This is a genomic window from Sphingosinicella sp. LHD-64, from assembly GCF_031157375.1.
In the GTDB taxonomy this organism is placed as follows: domain Bacteria; phylum Pseudomonadota; class Alphaproteobacteria; order Sphingomonadales; family Sphingomonadaceae; genus Allosphingosinicella.
On sequence record NZ_JAVIFV010000002.1, the window covers coordinates 26,435 to 52,546 of the forward strand.

The window sequence follows — 26,112 nt, forward strand, 5'->3', positions numbered from 1 at the left end:
CGAACCGGACGCCGACGCCACCCCCAGAAAAGCAGGACGCATGAACGACGCCCTCACCCCCAAGGCGGTGGTCGCCGCGCTCGATTCCCACATCATCGGCCAGGACGAGGCCAAGCGCGCCGTCGCGGTGGCGCTGCGCAACCGCTGGCGCCGCCAGCAGCTTCCTGAAGGGCTGCGCGACGAGGTGACGCCAAAGAATATCCTGATGATCGGGCCGACCGGCTGCGGCAAGACCGAGATCAGCCGGCGCCTCGCCAAGCTCGCCGACGCGCCGTTCGTGAAGGTCGAGGCGACCAAGTTCACCGAGGTCGGCTATGTCGGCCGCGACGTCGAGCAGATCGCCCGCGACCTCGTCGAGGAGGCGGTGCGGCTGGAGAAGGAGCGCCGCCGCGAGGCGGTGAAGGGCGCCGCCGAAGCCGCGGCGATCGAGCGGTTGCTCGACGCACTGACCGGGAAGGACAGCTCGGCCGCGACCCGCGAGAGCTTCAAGCGGATGCTCGCCGACGGTCATCTCAATGATCGCGAGGTCGAGATCGACGTTCTCGACCAGCCCAACACGCCGTTCGAAATCCCCGGCATGGGCGGCCAGGTCGGCATGATCAACCTCAGCGAGATGATGGGCAAGGCGATGGGCCAGCAGCCGCGCAAGAAGCGCAAGATGCCGGTCCGCGAGGCGCTGGCCAAGCTGGTCGAGGAGGAATCGGACAAACGGCTTGATCCCGACGACGTCAACCGCACCGCGCTCAAGGACGCCGAGGCCAATGGCATCGTCTTCCTCGACGAGATCGACAAGATCGCGGTCAGCGACGTGCGCGGCGGCTCGGTCAGCCGCGAGGGCGTGCAGCGCGACCTGCTGCCGCTGATCGAGGGCACGACCGTCGCCACCAAATATGGTCCGATGAAGACCGACCACATCCTCTTCATCGCCTCGGGCGCCTTCCACGTCGCCAAGCCGTCGGATCTGCTTCCCGAGCTGCAGGGCCGCCTGCCGATCCGCGTCGAGCTGAAGGCGCTCACCGAGGCGGATTTCGTCCGCATCCTTTCGGACACGCAGGCGAGCCTGACGGAGCAGTATCGCGCCCTGCTCGGCACCGAGGGCGTTTCGGTCGAGTTCGCCGAGGACGGCATCCGCGCGCTCGCGAAGATCGCCGCCGAGGTGAACGAGAGCCTCGAGAATATCGGCGCCCGCCGCCTGCAGACGGTGATGGAGAAATTGCTCGAGGACGTCAGCTACGACGCCGAGGAGCGCAGGGGCGAAACCGTCCGCGTCGACGCCGCCTATGTCGAAGCCCAGCTCGCCGACATCGCGCGCAACGCCGATCTCAGCAAATACGTCCTCTAGATACTTACCTTCAAGGTCATTGCGTTCCTCCTATGTTCCGGCCATCGTCGGATGGCAGCGAATCACGGGAGGACTTGGGATGCCCACCGGCCAATGCCATTGCGGCGCCATTCGTTACGAGGTGACGGGTGCGCCGTTCTACACCGGCCTTTGCCATTGCAGCGACTGCCGTCGCCATGCCGGCGCGCCGCTGGTCGGCTGGACGGCTTATCCGGAGGATGGCCTCAAGGTCCTCCAGGGCGCGCCGAAAATCTATGCCTCGTCCGAACATGGCCGGCGGCATTTCTGCCCCGACTGCGGGACCGGTCTCTTCTACTATAATGCGGAGATCCTGCCCGGCATCGCCGATATCCAAATCGCGACGCTCGATGATCCGGAGGACGTGACGCCCGAAATGCACGTCCAGGTCGCCGAACGGCTCGGCTGGATGGAGAAAGCGCACGAACTCCCGGCCTTCGAACGCTATCCGCCGATGGAATAGCGCTCGAAAAGCGCGCAGAAGTCCCCGTATTATTACGGTTTTTTCGACCTTTTGTTGCATTCGTTTCGCCGGCCATCGTCCAGAGCGAACGATTCACCGATTGGCTGGAACCCGAATCGCGCACGCCCGCGTTCTCCCTCCAAATCTCACCTACGGAGGGTAACAATGACGTTTAAGATCAAGATGTTGACCGCTGTCGCTGTGTTGGCGCTGCCGGTCGCGGCCGCTGCCCAGGAGCAGACCACTCCGCCGAGCGGGCAGGAGACGCCGATGCAGCAGCCGGTCGAGTCCCCGACCCCGCCGGCAGAGCCGTCGATGCAGACCCCGGATCCTGCAACCCAGACTCCGGATCCGGCTGCGAATCCCGTAACCCAGACTCCGGATCCGGCTGCGACGCCCCCGGCGTCGACCACGCCTGATCCGTCGGCCAGCCAGCCGTCGGCCACGCCTCCGGCCAGCGCCGGTGCCGTGACCCAGGCGACCGCGGCCGACATCCAGGCCGGCGCGCAGGTGCGCGATCAGGCCGGGGCACCGGTCGGCACGGTCGAATCGGTCAGTGCGGAAGGCGCCGTGGTCAGCACCGGCACGGTGCGTGCCCAGCTGCCGATCTCGAGCTTCGGCAAGGACGGCCAGGGTCTCGTCATCGCGATGACCAAGGCCCAGCTTGAGGCGGCCGCGGGCCAGCGCAGCCCGGGCTAACTCGAGCACTGAACTCAAGGACTGAGCGAATAGCTCCCAATCCGCCGCGCCGGCCCTCTCGCCGGCGCGGCTTTTTGTTGTATGGCGCGGGCCGTGACCGCCCGTTTCCTCGCCCTGATCCCGCTTTTCGCCGCGACGCCCGCCGTCGCCCAGAGCGAGATCGTCGTCACCGGCCGCGGACTTGAGGAGCCCCGGACCGATGCGGTCTACGACGTGGTGACGATCGGGCGCGAACGCCTGGCGCACAGCGCCTCGAACCGACTGGAGGACGTGCTGCGCGACGTGCCCGGCTTCCAGCAGTTCCGCCGTTCCGATTCCCGCACCGCCAACCCGACCAGCCAGGGTGCGACCCTGCGTGCGCTCGGTGGTAATGCGTCGAGCCGGGCGCTCCTGATCCTCGACGGCGTGCCGCAGACCGATCCGTTCGGCGGCTGGATCGCCTGGCCGGCCTACGATCCGCGCCGGCTGGGCCGGATCCGTGTCGTGCGCGGCGGCGGCAGCGGCACCGCTGGCCCCGGCGCGCTTGCCGGGTCGATCGAGATGGACAGCGCCGGCCCGGACGATGCGGCGGGCCTCGCCGCCGGCCTTGCCTATGGCAGCCGCGATGGCGTCGACGCCTATGCGGGCTATGGCGCGCGGCTTGGCACCGGCTTCTTCACCGTCTCGGCAGCCTACGCGCACGGCGACGGGTTCGTGCCGATCGTCGCCGAACAGCGCGGACCGGCCGATCGCCCATCCCCTTATGAACAGGCCAGCATCGGCCTGCGCGCCGTCGCCGCGGTTTCGGCGGGCACCGAGCTGCAGGCCAATGTCTCGGCCTTCACCGACCGGCGCGAGCGCGGCACCGCGTTCAGCGCCATCCGCAACGCGGGCGCCGATGCCTCGCTGCGGCTGGTCGGGCACGGCGACCTGCCCTTCTCGCTGCTCGCTTATGTGCAGGTCCGCGACTTCGCCAATCAGTTCGCGGCGGTAAGCGCCGGCCGCACGGCGGCCGCGCTGACGCTCGATCAATATTCGGTGCCGGCCACCGGCCTCGGCGCGCGTGCCGAGGTGCGGCCCCGGTTCGGCGAGGTCGAGCTGCGCCTCGGCGCCGACTGGCGCGACACCGAGGGACGCACCCAGGAGCTGTTCCAGTTCGTCGCCGGCGCGCCCACGCGCGGACGCGTCGCCGGCGGCCGCACCCGCACCCTCGGCGCCTTCGCTGAAGCAAGCTGGGAGCACGGTCCCGTCACGCTAACCGCCGGCGGCCGGATCGACCGCTGGCGGATCCTGGACGGCACCCTGCGCGAGCGCATTCTCGCCACCCAGGCGCCGCTCACCGACACCACCTTCCCCGACCGCGCCGGCTGGGAGCCGACCGGGCGCGCCGGCGCCGCCTGGCGGATCGCCGCGCCGCTGACGCTGCGCGCCGCCGCCTATCGCGGCTGGCGGCTGCCCACGCTCAACGAGCTCTATCGCCCGTTCCGCGCCGGCATCGACGCCACCGCCGCCAATGCCGCGCTCGCACCCGAGACGGTGGAGGGCGTCGAAGCGGGGATCGATTTCGTCCCGGCCGACAATGCGCGGATCGGCGTCACCTTCTTCGTCAACCGGCTCGAGGACGCGATCGCCAACGTGACGCTGGGCCGCGGGCCCGGCACCTTCCCCGGCGTCGGCTTCGTCCAGCCCGGCGGCGCCTATCGCCAACGCCAGAACATCGATGCGATCGTCAGCCGCGGGCTGGAGATCGATGCCGGCCTCAGGCTCGGCCGCTGGCACCTCGCCGCCGGCTATTCCTATGCCGATGCCGAGGTCCGCGCCGACGGCCCGGCCGCGCCGCTCGACGGTCTCCGTCCCGCCCAGGCGCCCCGGCACAGTGCCAGCGCCTCCCTGTCGTGGGAGGGACCGCGCGGCGCCTATGCCTCGCTCGGCCTGCGCTATGCCGGAAGCCAGTATGAGGACGACCTCAACGCCCAGCGCATTCCTGACGCGCTAACCGTGGATGCGGTCGGCGTGCTGCCGCTGACGCGCGCCCTGGCGGTCGAGGCGCGCGCGGAGAACCTGACCGACGCGCGCGTCGTCGCCGGCATTTCGGGCGCGGGCATCATCGAGCGCGGCACGCCCCGCACGCTGTGGCTCGGCCTGCGCTGGCGCGGCTAAGCGAGATTCTCCTCCATCCAGCGGGCACCGAATTCGACCAGGTCCGCGGCGTCGATCAGCTCGCTCCCCGCCTGCCCGACCTGTCCCTCGCGGTGCCGAGCGAGCGCCAGATAGGCGCGGACGATGACGGCGAAATAGTCGTCGCCGTCATAGGGGGCGATCCCCGCATTGTCGTTGAGGCACTCGACCCAGACCTGACGGGGCCCGTCGGCGCCGACGATCAGATAGTCCCAGCGCGTCCGCCGCTTGTCCGGCAGCCGGGCGAGATATTCGGCATAGTGGAGCACGGTCACCGTCTCGGGATCGGCGCCGAGCCGCAGGACACGGCCGCCCCAGGCGCAGAGCTTCTCGAGCGGGGAGTCGGGGCCGTAATAGTCGTTCCACGGCTGGTCGGCGACGAGCTCGGCCGCGCGGGCACCGCGCGCGCCGAAGCGGCCGCTCGGATTGGCGCTGAGGAGCGTGCCCGCCCGCTGCCGGAACGCCTCGGCGAGCCAGCCGACGTCGGTCATCGCCGGCGCCGTTTCGTGGACGAAGGGCGCGCTGCCGGCGAGCAGCGCCGCGCGCTCCTCGACCGGGCGGTCGTTCACCCAGTCCATTCGGTAATGGCTGCCGAGCACCATCATCAGCGTGCCGGACGGCCCCACCGCCGCATCGAGCGCGTCCAGGAGCAAATCGGCGCCCCCCTCTCCACAGGCAGAGCGGGCGAGGCCGAGCCTGCGCAGCGAGGCATGAACCATCACGAGATCGCCCGGGCGAACGCCCAGACGGCTGAGGTCGTCACATAAGTCTTTGCTGGTCATTGCGAACTCCCGAATTCAGAAAGCAAAACCGCCCTCCCGGCGCATGCCGGTCGGGCGGTTCGCGTGCTCTGAAGCCGGTCGTTCGCCGGCAGGACTTCTAGCTGAGGTGGCGCGACAGGTGCTTGTTCATCTCGAACATCGACACCTTGTCCTTGCCGAAGATCGCCCTCAGCTTCGCGTCCGCGATGATCTCGCGCTTGTTCTGCGGATTCTGCAGATTGTTCTTCTTGATGTGGTCCCAGATCTTGCTGACGACCTGGCTGCGCGGCAGCGCCGCCGATCCGGTGATCTCCGCCAGTTCCTTGGACGGGGTTACCGGCCGCTGCAAACCGCTCTGAGCTCCTGCCATATTATCCTCCCTGTGGATCCTGGCGATTCGGATAGGACGCAAAGGAGGGCCTTGCAATGGGCACCAGAGGCGTTTGCCCCCTTTTGCGCGCCCAAGCGCGGCTTTTCTGTGGATAGACTGGTTCACAGAGGCGGCAAACCGAACGGGACCACGGTATTTGCCGCATCATGGCCGATGTCGGCGCGCCCCAGGAACGGGATATCGGCGCGCGCGCACCAGTGCCGGACGATCGCTTCCGCATCCTCGCCGAAGTCGGGATCGTTGGCCGGCACGTCGCTCACCCGGCCGAGCCGGATGCCGGCGAGGCGGCGCACCGAGGGCGTCGCGGTGATGTGGAACATGGCCCGGTCGATCCGGTAGTCATGTTCGGAGACGTCCTCGAGCAGGAGGACGTGCCCGGAAAGATCGGGCTCGAGCGGAGTGCCGAGCAGCAGGCCGAACACGGTGATATTGAAGGCGGCATGCCGCATCCCGGGCTTCAGACCCGGCTCCAGCGACGCCGGATTGTCCTCGACGAGCCAACCGAGCGCGCGAACGACGGCGGCCTTTCCCCCCTCGCGCATCGCGTCCTGAGGCAACGGTCCGTGCGCGAGGTCCTTGAAGCCTGCGCGGTAGAGGCCGGCGAGCAGATAGCCGGCGTCGCTGTAGCCGAGATACGTCTTGTCGCGCGCCGCCGGCCCGAGCCGGCCGATGACATCCTCGGCGATCCGGCAGGCACCATAACCGCCCCGCGCGAACCATATGGCGTCGAACGCGGGATCGTCGGCGACCTCAACCAGCGCATCGGCCCGTGCCTGGTCCGTGCCCGCGAAATGATTGTGCGTGAGGAAGCATTGCGGGTGGAAGAACAGCTCGACGCCGGGGAAATGCGCGGCCGCGATCTCGCGCACCCGCGCAGCCGCCTCCTCGCTGAAGCGGGAGCTTGGCGCGACGATGGCGATGCGCATCTTCTCGATCCCGTTTGAATATCCCGGCCCTTGCCAATAGGGCGGGCGGATGGCCGGCACCAAATCCTATTTCTTCTCCGGCATCGGCGGCAGCGGCATGCTGCCGCTGGCGCTGATCGTCCAGGGCCGCGGCGGAATCGTCGCGGGCTCCGACCGCACACTCGACCAGGGCCGGCTGGCCGCTAAATTTGAATTCCTGAAGGGCCGCAACATCGCCCTCTTCCCGCAGGACGGCAGCGGCCTCGTTGACCGGGACCAGATTTTCGTCACATCCGCCGCGATCGAAGACACGGTGCCCGATGTAGTCAAGGCAAAGGAGCTGGGCGCGAAACGGCTCAATCGTCCCGAACTGCTCGCCGAGCTGTTCAATGCGGCCGGGGCGGGGATTGCGGTCGGCGGCACCAGCGGCAAATCGACGGTCACCGGCATGATCGGCTGGATCCTCCACGCGACGGGGCGCGATCCGACGGTGATGAATGGGGCGGTGATGAAGAATTTCGTCAGCCCGGACGTGCCCTTCGCCAGCGCGCTGGTCGGCAGCGGCGATGCCTTCGTCAGCGAGGTCGACGAGAGCGACGGCTCGATCGCGCTCTACCGGCCGCGCATTGCCGTCCTCAACAACATCACCCTCGACCACAAGTCGCTGGACGAGCTCAGGCGCCTGTTCCGCGACTTCGCCGGCAAGGCGGAAACGGTCGTGCTCAATCTCGATGACGACGAGACCCGCCTGCTTGCCGCGGCACTCCCCGCAGAACGGCTCAAGACCTATTCGTTCGAGGACGAGGCCGCCGACCTGTTCGGCACGGACATCGTCGAAGAACCCTATGCGGTCTCGTTCCGGCTCGGCGACATTCCGGTCCGGCTGCAGGTGCCCGGCCGGCACAATGCCGAGAATGCTCTCGCCGCACTCGCCGCGGCCGCGGCAGTGGGCGTCCCGCTTGCCGAAGCCGCCGGGGCGCTGTCCAGCTTCACCGGCGTCCGCCGTCGCTTCGAGAAGGTCGGCGAAGCGAACGGCATCACCGTCATCGACGATTTCGGGCACAATCCCGACAAGATCGCCGCCACCCTGCGCACGCTGCACGCCTTCCCCGGCCGGCTGCTGCTGTTCTTCCAGCCGCACGGCTATGGCCCGCTCAGGACGATGAAGGAGGAACTGATCGCCACCTTCGCCGGGGGAATGGCACCGGACGACATCCTGATCATGCCCGATCCTGTCTATTATGGCGGCACCACCGATCGCAGCGTCGCGACCGCCGACATCGTGGCCGGGGTCGCAGCTGCCGGACACCTCGCCGAGCATATTCCGGAGCGCAGCGAGTGCGCCCGGCGGCTCGCGGCGCTGGCCCGGCCCGGCGACCGCATCGTCGTCATGGGTGCGCGTGACGACACGCTGACCCAGTTCGCCGAAGATATCGTCGCGCGACTTTAGCCGACATGAAAAAGGCGGACCCGAAGGCCCGCCATTTCATTGGTCCAGGGAGACCAGATTCCTTAGCCGGCGACCGTCATGTCGACCTTCTCGACCCATTCGGGGAAGAAGACCGGCTCGCGGTTCGACCAGCCGGGCGCGGTCGCTGCCGCTTCGCTGATCGACTGGAGCAGCCCGCGCCGGCGATCGGGGTGCAGATGCGGCAGCGCCGCCGCCGCGCAGAAGGCGCCGGGCAGCCAGGGCCGCACATGGGCGCCGATCAGCCGCTCGTAGAGGAAGCGATAGGAGGCGAAGCAGGGCAGCCGGTCCTGGCCGAGATCGAACGCCGTCATCGTGATCAGCGGCGCCATCAGCGGCTCCATCGCGTCGATCCCGCTGTCGTCCGGCACGCTGGCGCGAATGAGATCGAGCCGGCCGTAGATCTTTTCCTGGGCACGGATGCCGACCGCCTCGCCGGGATCGCGCGACCAGCGCTTCACCGCGTCACGACGGCCGAGTCCGATATCAAGCGACCGGCGGATGTAACGCTGCGTGCCCTTCGCGAAGCTCGCGAACTCTTTCATCTCAGCCAGTGCAACCGCTCCGCTGGGCTGAGTCCTCGTACTCATATCCCACACTCCTCTTGCCCCTGGCGCGGGATTTACCCCCAAACGGCTTTCAAAGCCGTTAACCAAATCGCCGCTCCGCGTTCAGAATTGAATCAGAGTTCGATTCCTGCTGCAACGCAAAAAGGAAGACATCTGTCGCTCGCCGGGACGGTGTCGCCGAAGCGCAACAGGGGCCGACCGGAAACCCCTGAAATCCGGGGTCATTGCGGTTCTGCAACGGCCGTCGTTGCGGGCGCGACCTGTGGATAAGCGGGGCAAAGGTGCGCTCGCGGCCTCCAGAATCCGTGCTATGCGATGCGCGTGGGCAACAAGATGAACCGGGGCGGCGAGGACGAGCCGGCGCTGGGCGAAGCCGATGCGCATGGCTATCGCCGCCCGCTGCCCGGCTTTTCGACCAACGCGCCCCTCCCTTCTGCGAACGACCCCGGCCGGCAAGGCTTTTCGAGTCAGCCCGCGTTAAGGAACGGCATGGACAGAATACCTGCCGAGGCTGAGGCGCGCCGGCTGCCGGATCTCGGCATCGCGATCAAGTCGATCATCGCCTTCTGGCTGCTCTATATCGGGCTGATCACGCTGCGCGCCGTCGTCCTTCAGTACGAGAATTTCTGGGACATGCTCGCCCGGCGGGCCGCCGCCACCATCGTCGGCGCGACGATCACCTTCCTGGTCTACCTGGCGCTCCGGCCGGCACGGGGGGCAAGCCTCAACACCTATGCCGCCGTTGCCGCGGCCCTGTGCCTGCCGGCATGTCTGCTGTTCTCCTCCTTCAACTACTACATCTTCTACATCTTCGCGCCGCTCGATTCGACGCTTGAGGAGATGAGCAGCATGAAGGCGATGCAGTGGACGCCGCTCGAGATCGCGCTGCGCTCGATCGCCGAAAGCGCGCTGTCCTGGTATTTCATCTTTGCCGCCTGGGCCGCCTTCTTCGTCGCGTCGAGCTATGCCCGCCAGCTCCGCGCCGCCGACCGCCGCGCCGGCGTCCTCGCCCGCGAGGCGCAGGAAGCGCAGTTGAGGGCGCTGCGTTACCAGATCAACCCGCACTTCCTGTTCAATACGCTGAACTCGCTGTCCTCGCTGATCCTCTCGCAGCGCACCGACACGGCCGAGCAGATGCTGATGAACCTGTCGACCTTCTTCCGCGCGACGCTCTCGGCCGATCCGACGGCCGACGTCCCGCTCGAAGAGGAGATCAAGCTCCAGCGGCTCTATCTTGACATCGAGCAGATCCGCTTCCCGCAGCGCCTGACGGTCGAGGTCAACATTCCGCCGCCGCTGCTCGGCGCGCAGGTGCCGATCCTGATCCTTCAGCCGATCGTCGAGAACGCAGTCAAATATGGTGTCGCCAAATCGAAGAAGCCGGTGACCATCCGCATCTCGGCCTACGAGGAAGCGGGCCGGCTCCACCTCAAGGTCAAGGACGACGGCGACGCCCCCCCGCCCGAAGGGGAAGGCGGCACCGGCGTCGGCCTCCGCAATGTCTGCGAGCGGCTGGACGCACGCTACGGCAGCCGGGCGGGATGCCTCTACGGCACCGATCCCGACGGCGGCTACACCGTTCATCTGTTCATGCCGGTGGTGCGCGATGACTGAGCCGGCGCTGTTGCGCGTCATGGTCGTGGACGACGAGCCGCTCGCCGTCGAGCGGCTGCAACTGCTGCTCGCGCGCCTGCCCAATGTCACCGTGGTCGGCACCGCGAACGAGGGCGAAGCGGCGCTGCGCATCGCCGAGGCGGTGACGCCCGACCTCGTGCTGCTCGACATCGCCATGCCCGGCATGGACGGGATCGACGTCGCCCGGGCGCTCTCCACGTCGACAGTTGATCCGGCGATCGTGTTCATCACCGCCTTCGACAACTTCGCCGTCGCGGCGTTCGACGTGGCAGCGATCGACTATCTGATGAAGCCGGTGCAGCCCGAGCGGCTCGGCCGCGCGCTCGAACGGGCACGCGCGCATCTTGCAGCCGGCGGCGGCGGGAGCGGCAGGGCGGCGGCGGGCCATGTCGAGGAGTTCTGGGTACCGGACCATACCGGCCTGGTGCGAATCGCCGCGTCCGATATCGATCGGGTGACGGCCGAACGCGACTATATGCGACTGCATGTCGGCCCGCGCAGCTGGCTGATCCACCGCACGATCGGCAAGCTGGAAGCCGAGCTCGATCCCGCGCATTTCCTCCGGGTGCATCGATCGGTGATCCTGCGGCGCGACACCATCACCGGCCTCTATCGCGACGAAACCGGCCATTGGACCGCGCGATTGCGCGACGGCGGCGAACAGCGAATCGGCCGGTCCTATGTCGACGAGGTGAAGCGGCTCGCGGGGCGCTAGGTTGAATCGGCATCCAACGCGAAGCTCCCTCTCCCCAGCGGGAAGAGGGTTGGGGTGAGGGGGTTCTGGGTCAGAATATAGCCTCGAACGCCCGACACCCTCACCCTGCCCTCTCCCTCAAGGGAGAGGGGAAGGGGTGAATATCGATACAGCTTAGATCCAGACCTCTCGTGAAAGTAAAATGGGAGGCGACGGCGGGGAACCGTCGCCTCCCTGTGGAGTGGCGCTGCCGGTGGGCTCAGCTCGCAGCGCACCTCACGACCAAATCTCATGCCCGTCGCGGGCTCTCGTGCGGCCCCGGGGCGCCGGAAAGGGGGAAACTCCGCACCACCCGAGCCGCCCGTCTTCCTTGCGCCCGATCGATGCCTGGCGCCCGTGGCTTTCGACGATCGTGCCGATTTGTTCTGCAAACGGAGATGGCGGCTCGACAAATCGCCATTCCGGGTCGCCTGGAGAGAAGCGGATTCGACCGGGTGAGTAAGCTTCCCGCCGCCGTCTGTCCCCGAATGGGACGCGCCGAAATCGGGGGGCGCATTGACGCGCAGGTTGGCGCTATCTGCCTGTTCCGGGCGCTGTGCCCCGGTGGGAACGGGTATGGCGGCGAGCAGGCAATCGGGGCGAAGCGGGGTTGCGACGGCGCGTTCGCTCGCGCTGCTCGGCCTTGCGTTGACCAGCGCGTCATGCGTTCCGGGGATCAGCGCCGAAGCGCCGATGACCTTCGTCGCGATCGAGGCTCCCACCGCGCCTGCCCCTTTGCCGCATACCGCCATGCCGACACCGACGGCGGCCGTCTCCGCGGTATCGGGTGCCACGGGCTATGCGTTCCAGACACGCACGCCGCTCGACCGGCTGCGCGCGCTCGATTGCCTGGCGGAGGCGGTCTATTACGAAGCGCGCTCGGAGAACGAGGACGGGCAACGGGCGGTCGCGCAGGTCGTGATCAACCGGGTGCGCCACCCGGCCTGGCCAAAGAGCATCTGCGGCGTGGTCTACCAGGGTCCCCTGCGCGCCGGCGGCGGCTGCCAGTTCACCTTCACCTGCGACGGCTCGCTTGGCATGCGGCCCCAGGGAGTGGCCTGGGCACGGGCACGGGCGATCGCGGCCGAGGCGCTGGCCGGTCAGAGCTATGCGCCGGTCGGGCTCTCGACCCACTATCATACCAATGCGGTGTCGCCCTCCTGGGCGCCGCGCCTGGCGCTCACCACCGTGATCGGCGCACACATCTTCTATCGCCTGCCCGGCGCCGGGGGCCGGCCGACAGCCTTCACCGCCGCCTATACGGGACGCGAGCCGATTCCACAGCCGACGCAGATCTTCTTCCGCACCCCGACGATGCCGGCAGTGCCCGAGCTTGCAGCAGCGGCGCTGCCAATGCCCGCCGCGCCGAGCGTTCCGTCCGATATTCCGCAGGACCCGCGCTGGACGGCGAGCAACCTTCCCGAATCGACCGTGCGCGATGAATATCGCCAGTCCGGCCAGTGGCGGGCCGACGCGCCGGCGGCGATCGCCGGCGCGCGCTAGCCGATCCGGCTGAGGCGCGCGGCGAGGCCGACGAGCCCGCCGATCTTTGCCAGCTGCATCATTGCCGTGCGCCCGGCGCGATGCTCGGCCATGTGCCGGAGCGCCTCGGCCACCTTGACCGGTCGGGCGGCGCGCCGGGCGAAACCGGCCTGATAGGCGCGGGCGCCCCTGCCGTCGCCATGGAGGCAGGCCTGGGCCGCGGCCGCACCGCTCGCCAGAGCCACGGCGATGCCGTCGCCGGCGAAGCTCGCGATCACGGCAACCTGATCGCCCACGCGGTAGATTCCCGGCTTCGTCGTCCGCGCGCGCCAGCCATAGGGCACGCCGGCGATCGCCTCCCATCCTTTCGGCAATGCGCCGATGCGCTCGGCCAGCAACGGTGCCTCGCTCATGAGCGCGGCAAGGAAGGCCGCGCGCCCTCCGGCCATCCGGTCCTGCGCCACGGTCAGGCACAGGTTGACGGCGCCATCCTCCTGAACCAGCAGGCCCGCATAGCCGCGGTCGTAGAGATGAAGCTCGATCGTGGCGGCCAAAGCATGTTCCAGCTTCGGCGTCGGGACCAACGTTGCGCGCAGACCGACCGAGACACCATGCGCGCCCAGGTCCCGCACCGTGCCGCGCAACTCATGCTTGCCGGTCGCGACGAACAGGGAATCGGCCTCGATCTCATGTCCGTCGTCGAGCCGCACCCGGTGCCCCTCGACCGCCCGCGCGGCACGTCCGCGCAGCACGGTCGCGCCTTCGGCCTCGGCGATCTGCAGAAGGGCCGCGTCGAGGGCGCGCCGCGACAAGCCGGCCGCCGCCCCGGGCAGATCCGCTTCGACGACCCGGGTGCCGGCGACGAGGCGCAGGCGGCGGATCGGACGGGCGCCGAGCCGGGCCGGATCGAGCCCGAGCCGCCGCAGATGCGCCAGCGCGTCCCAGCCGAGGAAGCCGCCGCAGACGACGTCGCGCGGGCCCGGCGCACGCTCGATGATCACCGGCATGGCGCCGGCGCGGGCAAGGCCGATCGCAGCGGCCGATCCGGCCGGCCCGCCGCCGACGATCAGTGCAGCCGCTCGACGCACAGCCGGAACGGGAAGCGCCGAACGATCCGCGCCGCGCCTTCCGGCAGGCCGGCGCGGGCGAGGATCGCGCGCCACTCGGCGGGGCGAAACGCGCGGCCGATCGAGACCTGTCCGTCCTCGCGCACGATCGGATGGACGCCGAGTGCCCATGCGAGCAATGGAAAGCCGCAATAGGCGAAGCGGTGACGATGGAGATCGTTGATGATCCAGCCGCGCAGCGCCATCCGTTCCATATAGGCGATGAACGCGAGCAGCTCCTCGTCGGTCATATGGTGGGCGACGAGGCTGGAGACGACGAAATCGAACGGCGTCGGCTGGGCCTCATAGTCGCCGGTGCGATATTCGATCGGCATGGCAGGGGGCGTCGCCGCCCGCGCAACCGCAGCGCTGCCGGGATTGAGATCGACCCCGACGAGATCGACCGCCTGTCCCCTGCGCCGCGCCCAGCGTGCGATGCGGCGGAGCATGTCGCCCTGGCCGAAGCCGACGTCGAGCAGGCGGAACGCGGGCATGCCCCGCGCCGCGCGTTTCAGAAAGCCGAGCGTCGGCCGTGCCGCCAAGGTCCAGGCGTTCACCCGGGCGAGATCATGGAGCACGGCATCGTAGACCTTGGGATCGAGCGCGGGATCGTCCATCTGTTCGTCCCGACGGATGCGCTCGGCCAGATCGATCACGCCGTCCCTCGGTCCGCCCGCTCGAAATGGAAGCCTTCCGCGGCAAGGCCCGGCCCGAATGCGATCGCCGCGCCGCGCTCCGTGCCCGGCCGCTCCATCAGCAGCGCAAGCACGAACATCAAGGTCGCCGACGACATGTTGCCGCGCTCGGCAAGGATTTCACGCGACGCGAAAAGCGCGCCCTGCGGCAGGGCCAGCCCGCGCTCGACCGCGTCGAGGATCGACCGGCCGCCGGCATGGACCGCCCAGGAGTCGATCTCGCCCGCTCCCCAGCCGTTGTAGAGCGTTGCGCGGACAGCCTCGTCTTCCAGCGCGTGCTGGATGCGGTTCGGCACCTCGCCGGAGAGGGTCATCTCGAAGCCGGTGTCGCCGATCTTCCACTGGATGAGCTCGGCACTCTCCTGGAGCGCGAGCGAGAAGAGATGGGTCATCTCGAAACCGCCCGGCTCGGAGGTCACCAGCGCCGCCGCGGCCCCGTCGCTGAACTGGAGCATGGCGAGCAGCGATTCGAGCTGCTGCGTCTCCTGCAGGTGCAAGGTGCACAGCTCGATGGTCACCGCGAGGACCCGCGCACGAGGCTCAGAGCGGGCGATGTGATAGGCCGTACGCAGCGCCGAGACCGCCGCGTAGCAGCCCATGAAGCCGACGAGGGTGCGCTCGACGTTCGGGATGCCGAGCGCGCGCGCGATGATCTGGTCGATGCCCGGCGCGATGAAGCCGGTGCAGCTCGCCACGACGAGATGGGTGATGCCGTCGAGGTCGGTCCGGGCCCGCAAGTTCTCGATGGCGGCGAGCGCGAGCTTCGGTGCCTCCTCGGCATAGCAGGCCATGCGCGTCGACGTAGGCGGCATCCCGCCATGGTAGAAGCCGCCCGGGGCATCGTGCCTCAGCCCGCCCGGCGCCGGCGGCAGCACCGACCAGCGATGGTCGATGCCCGAGCGATCGGCCATGCGCATGAACAGCCTGCGCATCCGTTCGTCCTCGACCTGGGCCTCGGCCCAGTCGATGAACAGGCGGTGCACGTCATGCTCGGGCGTCGCACCGGCAATGGCGTTGATGAAGGCGCGTCGTTCGGTCACGGCGATTCCCTTCCGGACATGCGCCCCTGTCCCACAACGGCTACGATGCGAACCGGGTCCGTGGCAATATGGGATGCGCCGTCATTCGGCCGCCGGCGGGCAGCGGTTCCAGCCCGGCCCGCGCACCACCCGCCCCGGCGTCGCGCCGGTCGGCTCGCCGTCGGCGAGGACCTGCGTGCCGTTCACGAAGACATGGCGCATGCCGATCGCATATTGATGTGGCTGCGCGAAGGTCGCGCGGTCGGCGATCGTCGCGGGATCGAAGATGGCGAGATCGGCGAAATTGCCGGCAGCAAGCGTGCCACGATCCCGAATGCCCAGGTTCGACGCCGGCAGTGAGGTCAGCCGCCGCACCGCTTCCTCGAGCGAAATCAGCCGCTCGTCGCGAACGTAGCGACCCAGCAGGCGCGCGAAATTGCCATAAGCACGCGGATGCGGATTGCCGTTGGTGAACGGCGGCTCGGCGGCGACGCTCCCCCCGTCCGACCCGAAGCTCATCCACGGCAGACGGATGCCGCGGCGGACATTGTCCTCGCTCATCAGGAAATAGATCGTGCCGACCCGGCTGCCGTCCTCGACAACGAGGTCCATCGCCGTCTCCTCCGGGCTCTTGCCGCGCTCGCGCGCGACCTCGGCCAGCGTCTTGCCGACATAGCGGCGCAGCGCCGGATTGCGGAATTCGGAGAAGACGACGCCGTCCGCGCCCGCGCCATGATAGAGATTCTCCCAGCCCTGGCCTGGCGCGCGCATCTCGGCGGCGACGCGCGCCCGCGTCGCCGGATCGCGCAGCCGCGCGAACCAGGCCTCATTGCCACCTTCGCGCACCCAGAGCGGCATCGACGCATCGAGCCCGGTCTCGCCGGCGGTGTAGGTGTACATGTCGGTGCTGATCCGGACGCCGGCCGCGCGCGCCGCCTCGATCCTGCGGACCACTTCGTCGAACCGGTTCCAGTTGTTCCGGCCGGCGAGCTTGAGATGGTAGATTTCCGCCGGGGCGCCGGAGCGGCGGGCGATCTCGATCAACTCGTCGACCGACTCGAGGATGCGGTCGCCTTCCGAGCGCATGTGGCTGATATACATGCCGCCGCAGCGACCGGCCTCGGTCACCAGCGCGACCAGCTCGTCGGTCTCCGCGAAGCTGGCGGGCGCGTAGATGAGCGAGCTGCCGACGCCCATCGCGCCTTCGTTCATCGCCTGGCGGACCAGCGCCCGCATCCGTGCGAGCTGCGTCGGATCTGGATCGACATCGCCCTCGCCGAGCTCGTGGATGCGAACCGTCGTCGCACCGACGAAGCTCGCCACATTGGGCGCGATGCCGCGCCGCTGCAGATGCTCGAGATAGTCGCCGAGCGAGGTCCAGGTGACGGGATAGCGGATGTCGCTCTGGTCGGCGACGGCCCGGCGGCGCATCGCCTCGGTGAGCGGTCCCATTGACCAGCCCTCGCCCATCACCTCCAGCGTGACTCCCTGGCGGATGTCGCTCTGGCTGCGGCCGTCCTGGATCAGCGATTCGGTCGCCCAGCTCAGCATGTTGATGAAGCCGGGCGCGACGGCGAGGCCGGTGGCGTCGATCTCGCGCGTGCCGCGGTCCTCGATCCGCGGCGCGACCGCCGCGATCCGGTCATCCGCGATGGCGACATCGCCGGCATAAGGCGCGCCGCCCCGGCCGTCGTAGATGGTTCCGCCGCGGATGACGATGTCGTAGGCGGACGCCGGCTGCTGGGCCTGGGACGGCCCGGTGAACAGCAAGGCAAAACCCGCAAGCCAGGCACCGAAACGTCGCATGAGCCCCTCCGTTCAGTCGCAGATGGGCGCGACCATGCGGCGGCCGGCGATGCGGCTCAAGCTGCAGAAACAAAAAAGAATGGCGGGCCCAGGGGGATGCCCGCCATTCGTCTCCCTGGAGTCCCCTGCGGGATTTCAGCTTTCGCCGCGGCGCATCCTTGCGGCGCTTTCGCGCATCTCGCGGGCGCCCTCGCGCATGCCTTCGGCGCCGTCGCGCATGTCGTCGGCGGCGTCGATCAGCTGCTCGTGGGTGACGGTCTCGCCCTGCTCGCGGGCGCGGCGTATCTGCTCCTCGCGATAGGCGGGATCGCTCTCGAGCCGGTGGGCGGTGCGCTCCATCTGATCCGCGCCGCGCTCCATTCCGGCGGCACCCCGCTCCATTCCGGTGGCGGCGCTCGCCATGGAAACCGCGACGGTGCGCGGCACGGCTGCGATCGCCCGCTGCGCCTCGCGCATCGCAGCGGCGACCTCGACCCGGCGGACACGATGCGCCTGGGCGATCTCGCGGCGCGCCTCGCGCATCGCTTCCGCAACTTCCCGGTCACGCGTGCGACGAGCCTCGGCCTGAGCGCGAGTGATCTCGCGGCGCGCCTCGCGCATCGCCTCGTCGATCTCGGCGTGGCTGCGGCCGGCCCGGCGCATCTCGACCTGGGCGAGACGGAGCGAGGGCTCGACCGAGGCGGTCGCGGACGCGACGATCCGCGGCACCTGCGGCAGGACGGCGAGCGCCCCTTCGATCGCCGGAGTCATGTCCGGCACCTCGGGAATCGCGGGCAGCTCGATATCGAGGGGCGCCGGTGGAGCCGGTGGGGCAGGCGGCGCGACGGGATCCGGCGCAGACGGTGCAGAGGGTGCGGCCGGCGCGGCCGGGGCCTCGGGTACCGCGGCCGGATCCTGGGCGGCGGCGACCAGCTTGGCGGCGGCGACCGGCGCGGCGATGCCGAGGCACAGCAGCATGGCGATCCGGGTCCAGACCGAGCCCGTCGGGCGTTCGCGGGTGCTGCGGTCGAGCACAGCGCGGACACGACGGCCAAGCGCGCTCGAGGTCGGCGCGATGCTGTTCGCCGGCACCATGCCGTTGAACCGCGCCCAGCTCAGCAAGGTCTCGGCATAACGGGCCGGATCGACGCGCTGGGCGGCCTCGAGGTCGGCAGCTTCCTCCGCCTGCTGGACGATCTCGCGCTCCAGCAGCCAGACCAGCGGGTTGAACCAGAAGAGGGTGGCGGCGACGCGGGCGAGCATCAGCGACAGCCAGTCGCGGCGGGCGATGTGCGCCACCTCATGGGCGAGGATCGCCTCCGCATCCTCCGGCTCGTCGAGCGTGTCGGGGTCGATCAGGATCACCGGACGCAGCCAGCCCCAGCTCAGCGGCGACTTGACGAGGTCCGAGACCATGAGGCGGATCGATTCGGGATCGCCGGCGCTCCAGCGGACGCGGTCGAGCGCCGCCTGCCATTCCGGACAGGTCACGTCGCGCGCGGCGCGGGTCCAGCGATGCAGCATGAACAGGCCGGCGACGAGGCGGCCGCCGACCATCACGAGGCCGCCGAGATAGGCGAGCACGATCAGCGGCGTCGGATCGTCCCAGATCGTCGGCTCCGCCGCCGGCGGCAGCGTGCCGAGATCGGCGAGCGAGAGGCCGGCATAGGCCGCGGACGGCAGCGCCGGCGCCGCGGGCGCGGCGAACGCGACGATCTCCAGCGCCGGGAGGAACAGAACGATGAGCGGCAGCGCGAGCAGCATGGCGACGCCGATCCGGAGCACCATCGCCCGGTCCGCCGCCGCCCGCGAGCGCAGCAGCATCGCGAAGGCCAGGGCCGCGCCGCTGATCAGCGCCGATTTCCACGCCATTTCGGCAAAGAAGGAGAGTTCCATCACTCGCGCTCCTTGGCTTCGTCGATCGCCCGTCTGAGGGCCGCCGCTTCGTCCGGCGACAGGCTCTTGGTGAGGCCGAGCAGCGCCGTCGCCGCGCTCGCCGCCGACCCGTCGAAGAAGGTCTTCACCATCTGCTTCAGCGCCGACTCGCGCACCTTGGCGGGCTGCGGGACGCTCTTGTACACATAAGCGAGGTCCTCGACGCGGTGTCTGACCAGCCCGCGCGCCTCGAGCCGGGCGAGCAGCGTGCGCACCGCCGAATAGCTTGGCGGATCGGCCATGGTGCTGCGGACATCGGCTGCGGTCGCCTCGCCGGCGCTGCAGAGGATTTCGAAGATTTCGCGCTCGCGGCGCGGAAGCGAATCGATCATGGGCCTCACCTGCTACCTTTGTAGCATGCCACAGATGTCGCAGGATGCAAGCGCGTTCCGTCGCACCTGAGTCTCGTTTCGGCCCCGGAAGATGAAGCCTGGATGAACATGTCAGGCACCTTCGGGATAACGCTCGCGCATATAGGCCAGGGCCTGCGACACCAGCTCCTCCAGCACGCTCCGGTCCACGTCGGCGAGGCGCTTGATATAAAGGCAGGACTTGCCGGTGCGATGCTTGCCAAGCCTGGCGAGCAACGCATCCTGCCCCTCGGACTCGGTCAGGACATAGAGTACCAACTCGGCCTTCCTCGGGGAGAAGCCAAGGCGGCACATGGTCCCCTCGTGACCGCTGTCATACTTATAATGATAGGTGCCGAAGCCGACGATGCTGGGCCCCCACATTGTCGCCGGCTCCCCCGTGATACGCTCCATCATCGCGCGGACCGCTCTGGCGTCCTCGCGCCGCCGCGGGTCAGCGACATTGTCGAGGAACGCCTCGACGCCGACGTCGGTCGGCTTGGTCTTGAGCTCGGCGGCCATCCCCCTCCCCCTATTGTCGTCGGTAGGTCCAGCTCGTCGCGTTGGCGCCATCGATCGCCGAGATCGTCGCGACCAGTGTCTCGCCGTCGCGACGATAGCGGATTCGCTGCGGGAAATCATGCCGGGGATTCTCGAACACGGCCTCCGTGCCGGTCGCCGAGACGAGCCGGAACGCGACCGCCTCCCTGCCGCCCGGCGAGGCCCAATAGACCGGGACACCGTCGGCGCCGGCCTGGATGCGCAGATGCTCGAACTCGCGCACCGTCTCGCCACGGCCCGAGCGGCTGTAACCGAGCAGCAGCCCGCCGCGCGGCGCGGACCAGCTTTCCTCGGTCCAGCGCCCCGCCTCCATCGTCTCCCAGCGGCCGCTCAGCCAGTCCAGATCACCCACGCTCGCCGGCGCTTGCAGCGCCAGCATCGCGGCCAGGAAAATGCTCATAACCACCTCCCCTTGGCTGCATCATGCACCCGAAGGGCAGCGCGGCGCTAGGCAGGTTTGCGGAATCGATAGACGACCCGATCGGTCCGACCCTGAATGGCGGGATCGAACACGCCCTTGCTGTGGTCGTCCCCGGGATTGCGCAGGATCGGGGATTCGCCGTCGAAGACGAAGCCCGCGCGCTCGAAATCGGCCCGGATCGTCGCCGGATCGATCCGATGGAGCGCATCGACCACCTGCCGCGTGTCGCCGCCGGGATTGGCGACATGATCGATCACGACGATCGTGCCGCCACGCTTCAGCGACTGGAACACCGCCTGCAGGAACGGTGCCGGCTCCATGCGAAAGCCCGAACGCGCCGAGGTGAAATAGGCATCGTGATAGTTGAGGTTGATCATCGCGAAATCGAAGCTGTCGGCGGGCAGCGAGATCGCTTCGGGGCGGCTGTCGATGGCGGTGAAGTTGGCGCTGCGCTGGTGGACCGCGGCCAGGGTCTGGCGATCGTCGTCGCCGACGAACTGGCTGGGATTCCAGCCGACGACGCTGCCCTGCGGGCTGACGGCACGCGCCATGATCTCCCCGTAATAGCCCGAGCCGGTGAACAGATCGAGCGCGCGGGCCCCGCGCTGGAGCCCCCCGAAGGCGAGCACCTCGGCGGGCTTGCGCCCGGCATCGAGCGCGACCGCCGCCTCCGGGCGGCCGGGCGCCGAAACCGCGGCGGCGACGTCCGCCGGCTGCGCCTGGGCGGCGACGGGCGCGAGGGTGAGGGCAAGAGCGATCAGGCCGTGCTTGAGCATGGAGCATCCCCTTCGAAAGACGTCCGCTTATTTCATCCCGCACCGAGGCGCCTGATGGGTTTCGACAAAGACGCACGGCGCTTCGACGGGGCGTCCGGACCGGCTTCGCTCGGGGCCTTTTTTCCGGTCATTTTCGTTGCGCGCTCGTCATGATAGTCTGGCCTTCGACCTTTGGGGGGGATCGCCATGCTGCGTGAAGCCATCGTCGCGATGTCCACGGTCGCGGGCGCCGGGCTCGCTTTCATCGCATTGCCGGGGATCGGGACGACGGCCGCCGCGGCGCAGGCCGGCGGCGCGCCGGCCTGTCCGGAAAAGCTCGCCGGCCAGGCGTCGCTCGTCTGCGCCTGTTCTGCCGAAGCAGCTTCCACCGGTTCGGTCTGGGGAAGCGGCCTCTATACCGCCGATTCCTCGGTCTGCCGGGCCGCCCGGCATGCCGGCGCCGTGTCCGCGGCCGGCGGCGAGGTGCGCCTGCGCGTCAGCGAAGGCCGCGACAGCTATGCCGCCAGCGCGCGCAACGGCATCGGCGCCAGCGCGTGGGGCAGTTTCTCGACCAGCTTCGCTTTCGACCGCTAGCGCGGCTGGCGCCGCCCGCCTGGCATCGCTACATGGCGGGCAATGCCCCATCTCCTCCTCGTCATGCTGGGCGGCGCGATCGGCGCCGGGCTGCGCCATCTGGTCGGCGCGGCGTCGCTCCGGCTGCTCGGGCCGGGCTTTCCGTGGGGAACGCTGGCAGTGAACCTTGCCGGCGGCCTGGCGATGGGGCTGCTGGTCGGCTGGCTGGTCCGCGCGGGCGGCAGCGAGGGGACGCGGCTGTTCCTCGGCGTCGGCATCCTCGGCGGCTTCACCACCTTCTCGGCGTTCAGCCTCGAGGTCGGCAGCATGCTCCAGCGCGGCGAGATCGGCGTCGCCGCCGCTTATGTGACCGCCTCGGTCGTCGGTTCGGTGCTGGCGCTGTTCGCCGGGCTCTGGCTGATGCGGGCAGCGGCATGAGCGGCGAGGTCCGGCAGTTCACCGTCGCGGCCGACGACGACGGCATCCGGTTGGACCGCTGGTTCAAGCGCAACCTGCCGGAGGCGGGCTTCGGCCAGGTGTCGCGCTGGGCGCGGACCGGGCAGCTCCGCGTCGACGGCAGGCGCGCGACGCCGGGCGACCGGATCGAGGCCGGCCAGATCATCCGCGTGCCCCCGCAGGGCGAGGAGGCGCCGGCGGCCGTCCGACCGCAGCGCAAGCGCGAAGCGTTGAGCGAGGACGAGGTCGAGTTCGTCCGCAGCCTGGTCATCCATGCCGATCCGGCCGCCTTCGTCCTCAACAAGCCGCCCGGCCTCGCGACTCAGGGCGGCACCAAGACGAAGGACCATCTCGACCGGTTGCTCGACGGCCTCGCGGGCGAGACTGCGGCCCGGCCGAAGCTGGTGCACCGGCTCGACAAGGACACGTCGGGCGCGCTCCTCGTCGCGCGCACGCCGCGGGCGGCGGCGGCCTTCTCGAAGAGCTTTTCCGGGCGCACGGCGCGCAAGGTCTACTGGGCGCTGGTCGCCGGCGTGCCCTCCGTCGAGGACGGGATGATCGACCTGCCGCTCGCCAAGCAGCCGGGCACCGGCGGCGAGAAGATGCATGTCGACGAGGGCGAGAACGGACAGCCGGCGCGCACCCGCTACCGGGTGATCGAGCGGGCCGGCAACCGCGCCGCCTGGGTCGAGCTCCAGCCGCTGACCGGCCGGACCCACCAGCTGCGCGTCCACATGCTCGCCATCGGCCATCCGATCGTCGGCGACGGCAAATATGGCGGGCAGGACGCCTTCCTGACCGGCACGATCAGCCGCAAGCTCCACCTCCACGCCCGGCGCCTCAGGATCGATCATCCCGACGGCGGGCGGATCGACGTCACCGCCGAACTGCCCGAACATTTCGCGGCGAGCCTGGCCAGCCTGGGCTTCGATCCCGCACTCGGCGATGCGTTGCCGCTCGACGAAATCAAGTTCTCCGAAACGCCGGAAGGCAAGCGCAAAGCCGCCTCAGCCGTGGCCAAGGCCCGCCGCAAGGAGCGCAAGGGCGAACGCCGCAGCCGGAGGCACGGCTGATGCATCCCGACCGCCGCTTCGCCTGGGACGACCGCGACGCCATGCTGGCCTTCGTCGCCGACATCTCCTTCTGCACGATCGCGGTCGACGGGCCGTTCGTCATCCATGCGCCGGTCGTGGTGGATGCACCGGGCCGCCTGCGCTTCCATGTCGCCCGTGGCAACCGCGCGACAAAGGCGCTGGACCGCGCCCGCGCCGTCGTCTCCTGCCTCGGCCCCGACGCCTATATCAGCCCGGACTGGTACGGCACGCCCGACCAGGTGCCGACCTGGAACTATGTCGGCGTCGAGGCGGAGGGGTCGCTGCGGCGGATGGACGAGGATGAGCTGACAAGCCTGCTCGACGATTTGAGCGCGGCCCATGAAACGCGGCTTGCCCCCAAGCCCGCCTGGACCCGCGGCAAGATGACGCCGGCCCGGTTCGAAGGGCTGCTGAAGGCGATCGTCGGCTACGAGCTGGCGATCGAAGACCTGCGTGGCACCCGCAAGCTCGGCCAGAACAAACGCGACGAGGAGCGCGCCGGAGCGGTTGCCGGCCTGACGCCATTCAATCGCGCGGTCGCGGACCTGATGCGCGAGGCCGGGCGGTGAACCGTCTCGCCATCTTCGACTGCGACGGAACCCTGGTCGACAGCCAGCACAATATCTGCGCGGCGATGGCCGAATGCTTCTCCGCCGCCGGGCTGGAGGTGCCGCTGCCGGAGCGCACCCGGCAGGTCGTTGGCCTGAGTCTCACCGAAGCGATGCAGGTCATGCTGCCGGACGCCGAGCCGGATTTCCACGTGGCGATGGCCGAGGATTATAAGCGCGCCTTCCAGGCGATGCGCGCCCGGGGCCTCGAGGAAGAGCCGCTCTACGAGGGGATTGCCGAACTGGTCGAGGCGCTGGAGGCAGCTGGCTGGCTGCTCGCGGTCGCTACCGGCAAGTCGGATCGCGGCCTGAAGCTCTGCCTCGACCATCACGGGCTGGCCGACCGGTTCGTCAGCCTGCAGACCGCCGACCGGCACCCCTCGAAGCCGCACCCGTCGATGATCGCGCAGGCGATGACGGATGCCGGAGCGGCGCCGGAACTCACCGTGATGATCGGCGACACGAGCTACGACATGGCGATGGCGCGGGCGGCGGGCGTCGGCGCGATCGGTGTCGCCTGGGGCTATCATCCGCCGGACGAGCTGGTCCGGGCCGGCGCGCATCATGTCGCGGACCATCCGCGCGACATCCTCGATCTCACGAAGGCATGGGCATGACACAGCAGGATCCCGACGCCGTCTGGCGCAACCGCTTCATCCTGATGAACCTGCTCAGGATCGGCGCGACCGTCGTCGTGCTCCTGAGCCTGATTCTCTGGCAGACCAGCATCTTCGTCGAGGGCGGCTCGATCATCGGCTTCCCCCTCGCGATCGCCGCCCTGGTGGTGAGTTTCTTCGGGCCGAAATGGCTGGCGGCGCGCTGGCGGACGCCGCCGGGCGCATGAAGCGGTTCTACAAGGCGGCCAGCGTCGCCGAGGGCAACCGCATCCTGCTCGACGGCCGACCGGTGAAGACGCCGGGACGCGCGGACCTCGCGCCGCCGCACGCCGCATTGGCCAACGCGATCGCCGCGGAGTGGAATGCGCAGGGCGAAACGGTCGACCCCCGGTCGATGCCGATGACCGGCCTCGCCAATGCCGCGATCGACCGGATCGCTCCGGACACCGATGCCTTTGCGCGCAGCCTCGCCGTGTATGGCGAGAGCGACCTGCTCTGCTACCGGGCCGACCGGCCGGCACCGCTCGCCGCACTGCAGGCGGAACACTGGGATCCGCTGCTCGTCTGGGCACGCCGGCGCTACGATATCGATTTCGCGATCGCCGACGGTGTGATCCACACCCCCCAGCCGCAGCACACGGTCGATCAGCTCGCCCAGGCCGTGCTGGCGCGCGACGCCTTCCAGCTCGCCGGCCTGTCGCCGCTGGTCACGGTGGGGGGATCGCTGGTGATCGCGCTGGCGCTGGCCGAAGGCGCGATCAATCTCGACGCCGCCTGGGCGGCCGCGACGGTCGACGAGGCGTGGCAGGCCGGGAAATGGGGCGAGGATGCCGAGGCCGTGCAGGCGCTCGCCAGCCGCCGCGCCGACTTTGCGGCCGGCCACCGCTTCCTCACCCTGCTGCCGGCCTGATCAGACGTCCGTGGGCGCGTCCGCCGGCGCGCGGCGGTCCCGCGGCAGGAACCAGGCGACGATCACCGCCGCGGCCCCGAGCATCAGCACGTCGGCGACGAAGGTATAGATGAAATGGCCCCAGTCGTGATGGTAGTAGATCGGCTCGCCGAGCAGATGCAGGGCGGCCGCGGCAATCGCGATGATCAGCGCCACCTTCACCCGTGATCCCATGTCGCCGACGCGATCGGCGATCATCGAGAGCGCGACGCCGATCAGCAGCGCGACGATGAAATTGAGAACGAGCCCGCTGATCAGCGATGTGCTGTCGACCGCCGCGAACCCGCCCGTATTGTAATGGACGGTGGCGATCGGCCCCTGCGAGAACATGTTGGTCTGCGCCTGGGTGTCGACGCTCGGCACCGAATAGGTCCCGGTGCGCGGCAGGTTGGCGGCCAGCGTCTGCTGCACGGCCGCCGCCTCGGTGTCGCCGAGGCTCGCCGTTCCCAGTTTCGCGAGCGGCGTGCCGAAGAAGATGAAGCCGATGATGAACATCGCCACGGCCGCCGCGGCCGCGCCGACGACCACCCGTCCCAGCACCTTGCCCATGTCGTCCTCCCTGTTG

At 69.2% G+C, this 26,112-nt stretch carries 29 protein-coding genes; 15 read left to right on the top strand and 14 right to left on the bottom strand.

The genetic code is table 11. The annotated features are described in order from the left end of the window. Window positions 1-40: 40 nt before the first annotated feature. The 4 genes from hslU (at window position 41) to RCO27_RS07005 (ending at window position 4,661) form a co-directional block, all read left to right on the top strand. The gene (gene hslU / locus RCO27_RS06990; RefSeq protein WP_309001953.1) at window positions 41-1,342 is read left to right on the top strand and encodes an ATP-dependent protease ATPase subunit HslU; all 1,302 of its coding nucleotides are present in this window, start codon (window positions 41-43) and stop codon (window positions 1,340-1,342) included. Window positions 1,343-1,421: 79 nt separating this feature from the next. Continuing rightward, entirely contained in the window at window positions 1,422-1,823 is a 402-nt protein-coding gene (locus tag RCO27_RS06995) for a GFA family protein (RefSeq protein ID WP_309001954.1), read from the top strand. A gap of 165 nt (window positions 1,824-1,988) precedes the next feature. Further along, window positions 1,989-2,522, top strand: a complete 534-nt coding sequence (locus RCO27_RS07000; protein ID WP_309001955.1) for a hypothetical protein — start codon at window positions 1,989-1,991, stop codon at window positions 2,520-2,522. A gap of 93 nt (window positions 2,523-2,615) precedes the next feature. Then, on the top strand, window positions 2,616-4,661 hold the full coding sequence (locus RCO27_RS07005) for a TonB-dependent receptor domain-containing protein (RefSeq protein ID WP_309001956.1): 2,046 nt from the start codon (window positions 2,616-2,618) through the stop codon (window positions 4,659-4,661). Here RCO27_RS07005 and RCO27_RS07010 read toward each other — a convergent pair. From RCO27_RS07010 to RCO27_RS07020, 3 genes are all read right to left on the bottom strand, one after another. Next, window positions 4,658-5,461 (bottom strand): AAC(3) family N-acetyltransferase, encoded by an 804-nt coding sequence (locus RCO27_RS07010; protein ID WP_309001957.1) that lies wholly within the window; start codon window positions 5,459-5,461, stop codon window positions 4,658-4,660. The genes RCO27_RS07005 and RCO27_RS07010 overlap by 4 nt on opposite strands. Before the next feature lie 97 nt (window positions 5,462-5,558). Beyond that, the gene (locus tag RCO27_RS07015) at window positions 5,559-5,810 is read right to left on the bottom strand and encodes an SWIB/MDM2 domain-containing protein (protein WP_309001958.1); all 252 of its coding nucleotides are present in this window, start codon (window positions 5,808-5,810) and stop codon (window positions 5,559-5,561) included. A gap of 122 nt (window positions 5,811-5,932) precedes the next feature. Next, window positions 5,933-6,757, bottom strand: coding sequence for an LD-carboxypeptidase (locus RCO27_RS07020; RefSeq protein ID WP_309001959.1), 825 nt, complete (start codon window positions 6,755-6,757; stop codon window positions 5,933-5,935). 49 nt (window positions 6,758-6,806) lie between these two features. Here RCO27_RS07020 and RCO27_RS07025 point away from each other — a divergent pair, with 49 nt between their 5' ends. After that, complete coding sequence (locus RCO27_RS07025; protein WP_309001960.1) at window positions 6,807-8,186, top strand: glutamate ligase domain-containing protein; 1,380 nt, start codon at window positions 6,807-6,809, stop codon at window positions 8,184-8,186. A 62-nt stretch (window positions 8,187-8,248) separates the two neighbouring features. Here RCO27_RS07025 and RCO27_RS07030 read toward each other — a convergent pair whose 3' ends face one another. Beyond that, complete coding sequence (locus RCO27_RS07030) at window positions 8,249-8,794, bottom strand: hypothetical protein (protein WP_309001961.1); 546 nt, start codon at window positions 8,792-8,794, stop codon at window positions 8,249-8,251. Window positions 8,795-9,094: 300 nt separating this feature from the next. Here RCO27_RS07030 and RCO27_RS07035 point away from each other — a divergent pair, with 300 nt between their 5' ends. The 3 genes from RCO27_RS07035 (at window position 9,095) to RCO27_RS07045 (ending at window position 12,644) form a co-directional block, all read left to right on the top strand. After that, window positions 9,095-10,387, top strand: a complete 1,293-nt coding sequence (locus tag RCO27_RS07035; RefSeq protein WP_309001962.1) for a histidine kinase — start codon at window positions 9,095-9,097, stop codon at window positions 10,385-10,387. Continuing rightward, the gene (locus tag RCO27_RS07040; RefSeq protein WP_309001963.1) at window positions 10,380-11,123 is read left to right on the top strand and encodes a LytTR family DNA-binding domain-containing protein; all 744 of its coding nucleotides are present in this window, start codon (window positions 10,380-10,382) and stop codon (window positions 11,121-11,123) included. The genes RCO27_RS07035 and RCO27_RS07040 overlap by 8 nt, the downstream gene beginning before the upstream one ends. Before the next feature lie 594 nt (window positions 11,124-11,717). Then, window positions 11,718-12,644 (top strand): cell wall hydrolase, encoded by a 927-nt coding sequence (locus RCO27_RS07045; RefSeq protein WP_309001964.1) that lies wholly within the window; start codon window positions 11,718-11,720, stop codon window positions 12,642-12,644. Here the strand turns inward: RCO27_RS07045 and RCO27_RS07050 are convergent. From RCO27_RS07050 to RCO27_RS07090, 9 genes are all read right to left on the bottom strand, one after another. After that, window positions 12,641-13,711 (bottom strand): FAD-dependent monooxygenase, encoded by a 1,071-nt coding sequence (locus RCO27_RS07050; protein WP_309001965.1) that lies wholly within the window; start codon window positions 13,709-13,711, stop codon window positions 12,641-12,643. The two genes, RCO27_RS07045 and RCO27_RS07050, sit on opposite strands and share 4 nt — an antisense overlap. Continuing rightward, window positions 13,690-14,382 carry a methyltransferase domain-containing protein gene (locus RCO27_RS07055; protein ID WP_374990371.1) on the bottom strand — a complete coding sequence of 231 codons (693 nt, stop codon included), beginning with the start codon at window positions 14,380-14,382 and terminating at the stop codon, window positions 13,690-13,692. The genes RCO27_RS07050 and RCO27_RS07055 overlap by 22 nt, the downstream gene beginning before the upstream one ends. Next, the gene (locus tag RCO27_RS07060) at window positions 14,382-15,464 is read right to left on the bottom strand and encodes a type III polyketide synthase (RefSeq protein WP_309001967.1); all 1,083 of its coding nucleotides are present in this window, start codon (window positions 15,462-15,464) and stop codon (window positions 14,382-14,384) included. Before RCO27_RS07060 ends, RCO27_RS07055 begins: the two co-directional genes overlap by 1 nt. An 81-nt stretch (window positions 15,465-15,545) precedes the next feature. Next, complete coding sequence (locus RCO27_RS07065) at window positions 15,546-17,249, bottom strand: D-aminoacylase (protein ID WP_309001968.1); 1,704 nt, start codon at window positions 17,247-17,249, stop codon at window positions 15,546-15,548. 135 nt (window positions 17,250-17,384) lie between these two features. Next, on the bottom strand, window positions 17,385-19,124 hold the full coding sequence (locus RCO27_RS07070; protein ID WP_309001969.1) for a M56 family metallopeptidase: 1,740 nt from the start codon (window positions 19,122-19,124) through the stop codon (window positions 17,385-17,387). Further along, complete coding sequence (locus RCO27_RS07075; protein WP_309001970.1) at window positions 19,124-19,495, bottom strand: BlaI/MecI/CopY family transcriptional regulator; 372 nt, start codon at window positions 19,493-19,495, stop codon at window positions 19,124-19,126. Before RCO27_RS07075 ends, RCO27_RS07070 begins: the two co-directional genes overlap by 1 nt. Window positions 19,496-19,606: 111 nt before the next feature. Continuing rightward, entirely contained in the window at window positions 19,607-20,035 is a 429-nt protein-coding gene (locus tag RCO27_RS07080; RefSeq protein ID WP_309001971.1) for a DUF1801 domain-containing protein, read from the bottom strand. 10 nt (window positions 20,036-20,045) lie between these two features. Further along, a complete protein-coding gene (locus RCO27_RS07085; protein ID WP_309001972.1) occupies window positions 20,046-20,474 on the bottom strand; it encodes a DUF6265 family protein in 429 nt (142 codons plus the stop codon). 47 nt (window positions 20,475-20,521) lie between these two features. Beyond that, complete coding sequence (locus tag RCO27_RS07090; protein ID WP_309001973.1) at window positions 20,522-21,271, bottom strand: methyltransferase; 750 nt, start codon at window positions 21,269-21,271, stop codon at window positions 20,522-20,524. 186 nt (window positions 21,272-21,457) lie between these two features. Between RCO27_RS07090 and RCO27_RS07095 the strand changes: the two genes are divergently transcribed. From RCO27_RS07095 to RCO27_RS07125, 7 genes are read left to right on the top strand one after another with little or no spacing between them, the layout of a single operon-like run. After that, window positions 21,458-21,844, top strand: coding sequence for an LCCL domain-containing protein (locus RCO27_RS07095; protein WP_309001974.1), 387 nt, complete (start codon window positions 21,458-21,460; stop codon window positions 21,842-21,844). Window positions 21,845-21,886: 42 nt separating this feature from the next. Beyond that, window positions 21,887-22,261 (top strand): fluoride efflux transporter CrcB, encoded by a 375-nt coding sequence (gene crcB, locus RCO27_RS07100; RefSeq protein ID WP_309001975.1) that lies wholly within the window; start codon window positions 21,887-21,889, stop codon window positions 22,259-22,261. Continuing rightward, complete coding sequence (locus RCO27_RS07105; protein WP_309001976.1) at window positions 22,258-23,352, top strand: RluA family pseudouridine synthase; 1,095 nt, start codon at window positions 22,258-22,260, stop codon at window positions 23,350-23,352. Before crcB ends, RCO27_RS07105 begins: the two co-directional genes overlap by 4 nt. Beyond that, window positions 23,352-23,942: an FMN-binding negative transcriptional regulator gene (locus tag RCO27_RS07110; RefSeq protein WP_309001977.1), complete on the top strand. Its 591-nt coding sequence runs from the start codon at window positions 23,352-23,354 to the stop codon at window positions 23,940-23,942. The genes RCO27_RS07105 and RCO27_RS07110 overlap by 1 nt, the downstream gene beginning before the upstream one ends. Further along, window positions 23,939-24,598, top strand: a complete 660-nt coding sequence (locus RCO27_RS07115) for an HAD-IA family hydrolase (protein WP_309001978.1) — start codon at window positions 23,939-23,941, stop codon at window positions 24,596-24,598. The genes RCO27_RS07110 and RCO27_RS07115 overlap by 4 nt, the downstream gene beginning before the upstream one ends. After that, window positions 24,595-24,825, top strand: a complete 231-nt coding sequence (locus RCO27_RS07120) for a hypothetical protein (protein WP_309001979.1) — start codon at window positions 24,595-24,597, stop codon at window positions 24,823-24,825. The genes RCO27_RS07115 and RCO27_RS07120 overlap by 4 nt, the downstream gene beginning before the upstream one ends. Beyond that, window positions 24,822-25,508, top strand: coding sequence for an ATP12 family protein (locus RCO27_RS07125; RefSeq protein WP_309001980.1), 687 nt, complete (start codon window positions 24,822-24,824; stop codon window positions 25,506-25,508). The genes RCO27_RS07120 and RCO27_RS07125 overlap by 4 nt, the downstream gene beginning before the upstream one ends. Here RCO27_RS07125 and RCO27_RS07130 read toward each other — a convergent pair whose 3' ends face one another. After that, a complete protein-coding gene (locus tag RCO27_RS07130) occupies window positions 25,509-26,096 on the bottom strand; it encodes a hypothetical protein (RefSeq protein ID WP_309001981.1) in 588 nt (195 codons plus the stop codon). Window positions 26,097-26,112 lie beyond the last annotated feature (16 nt).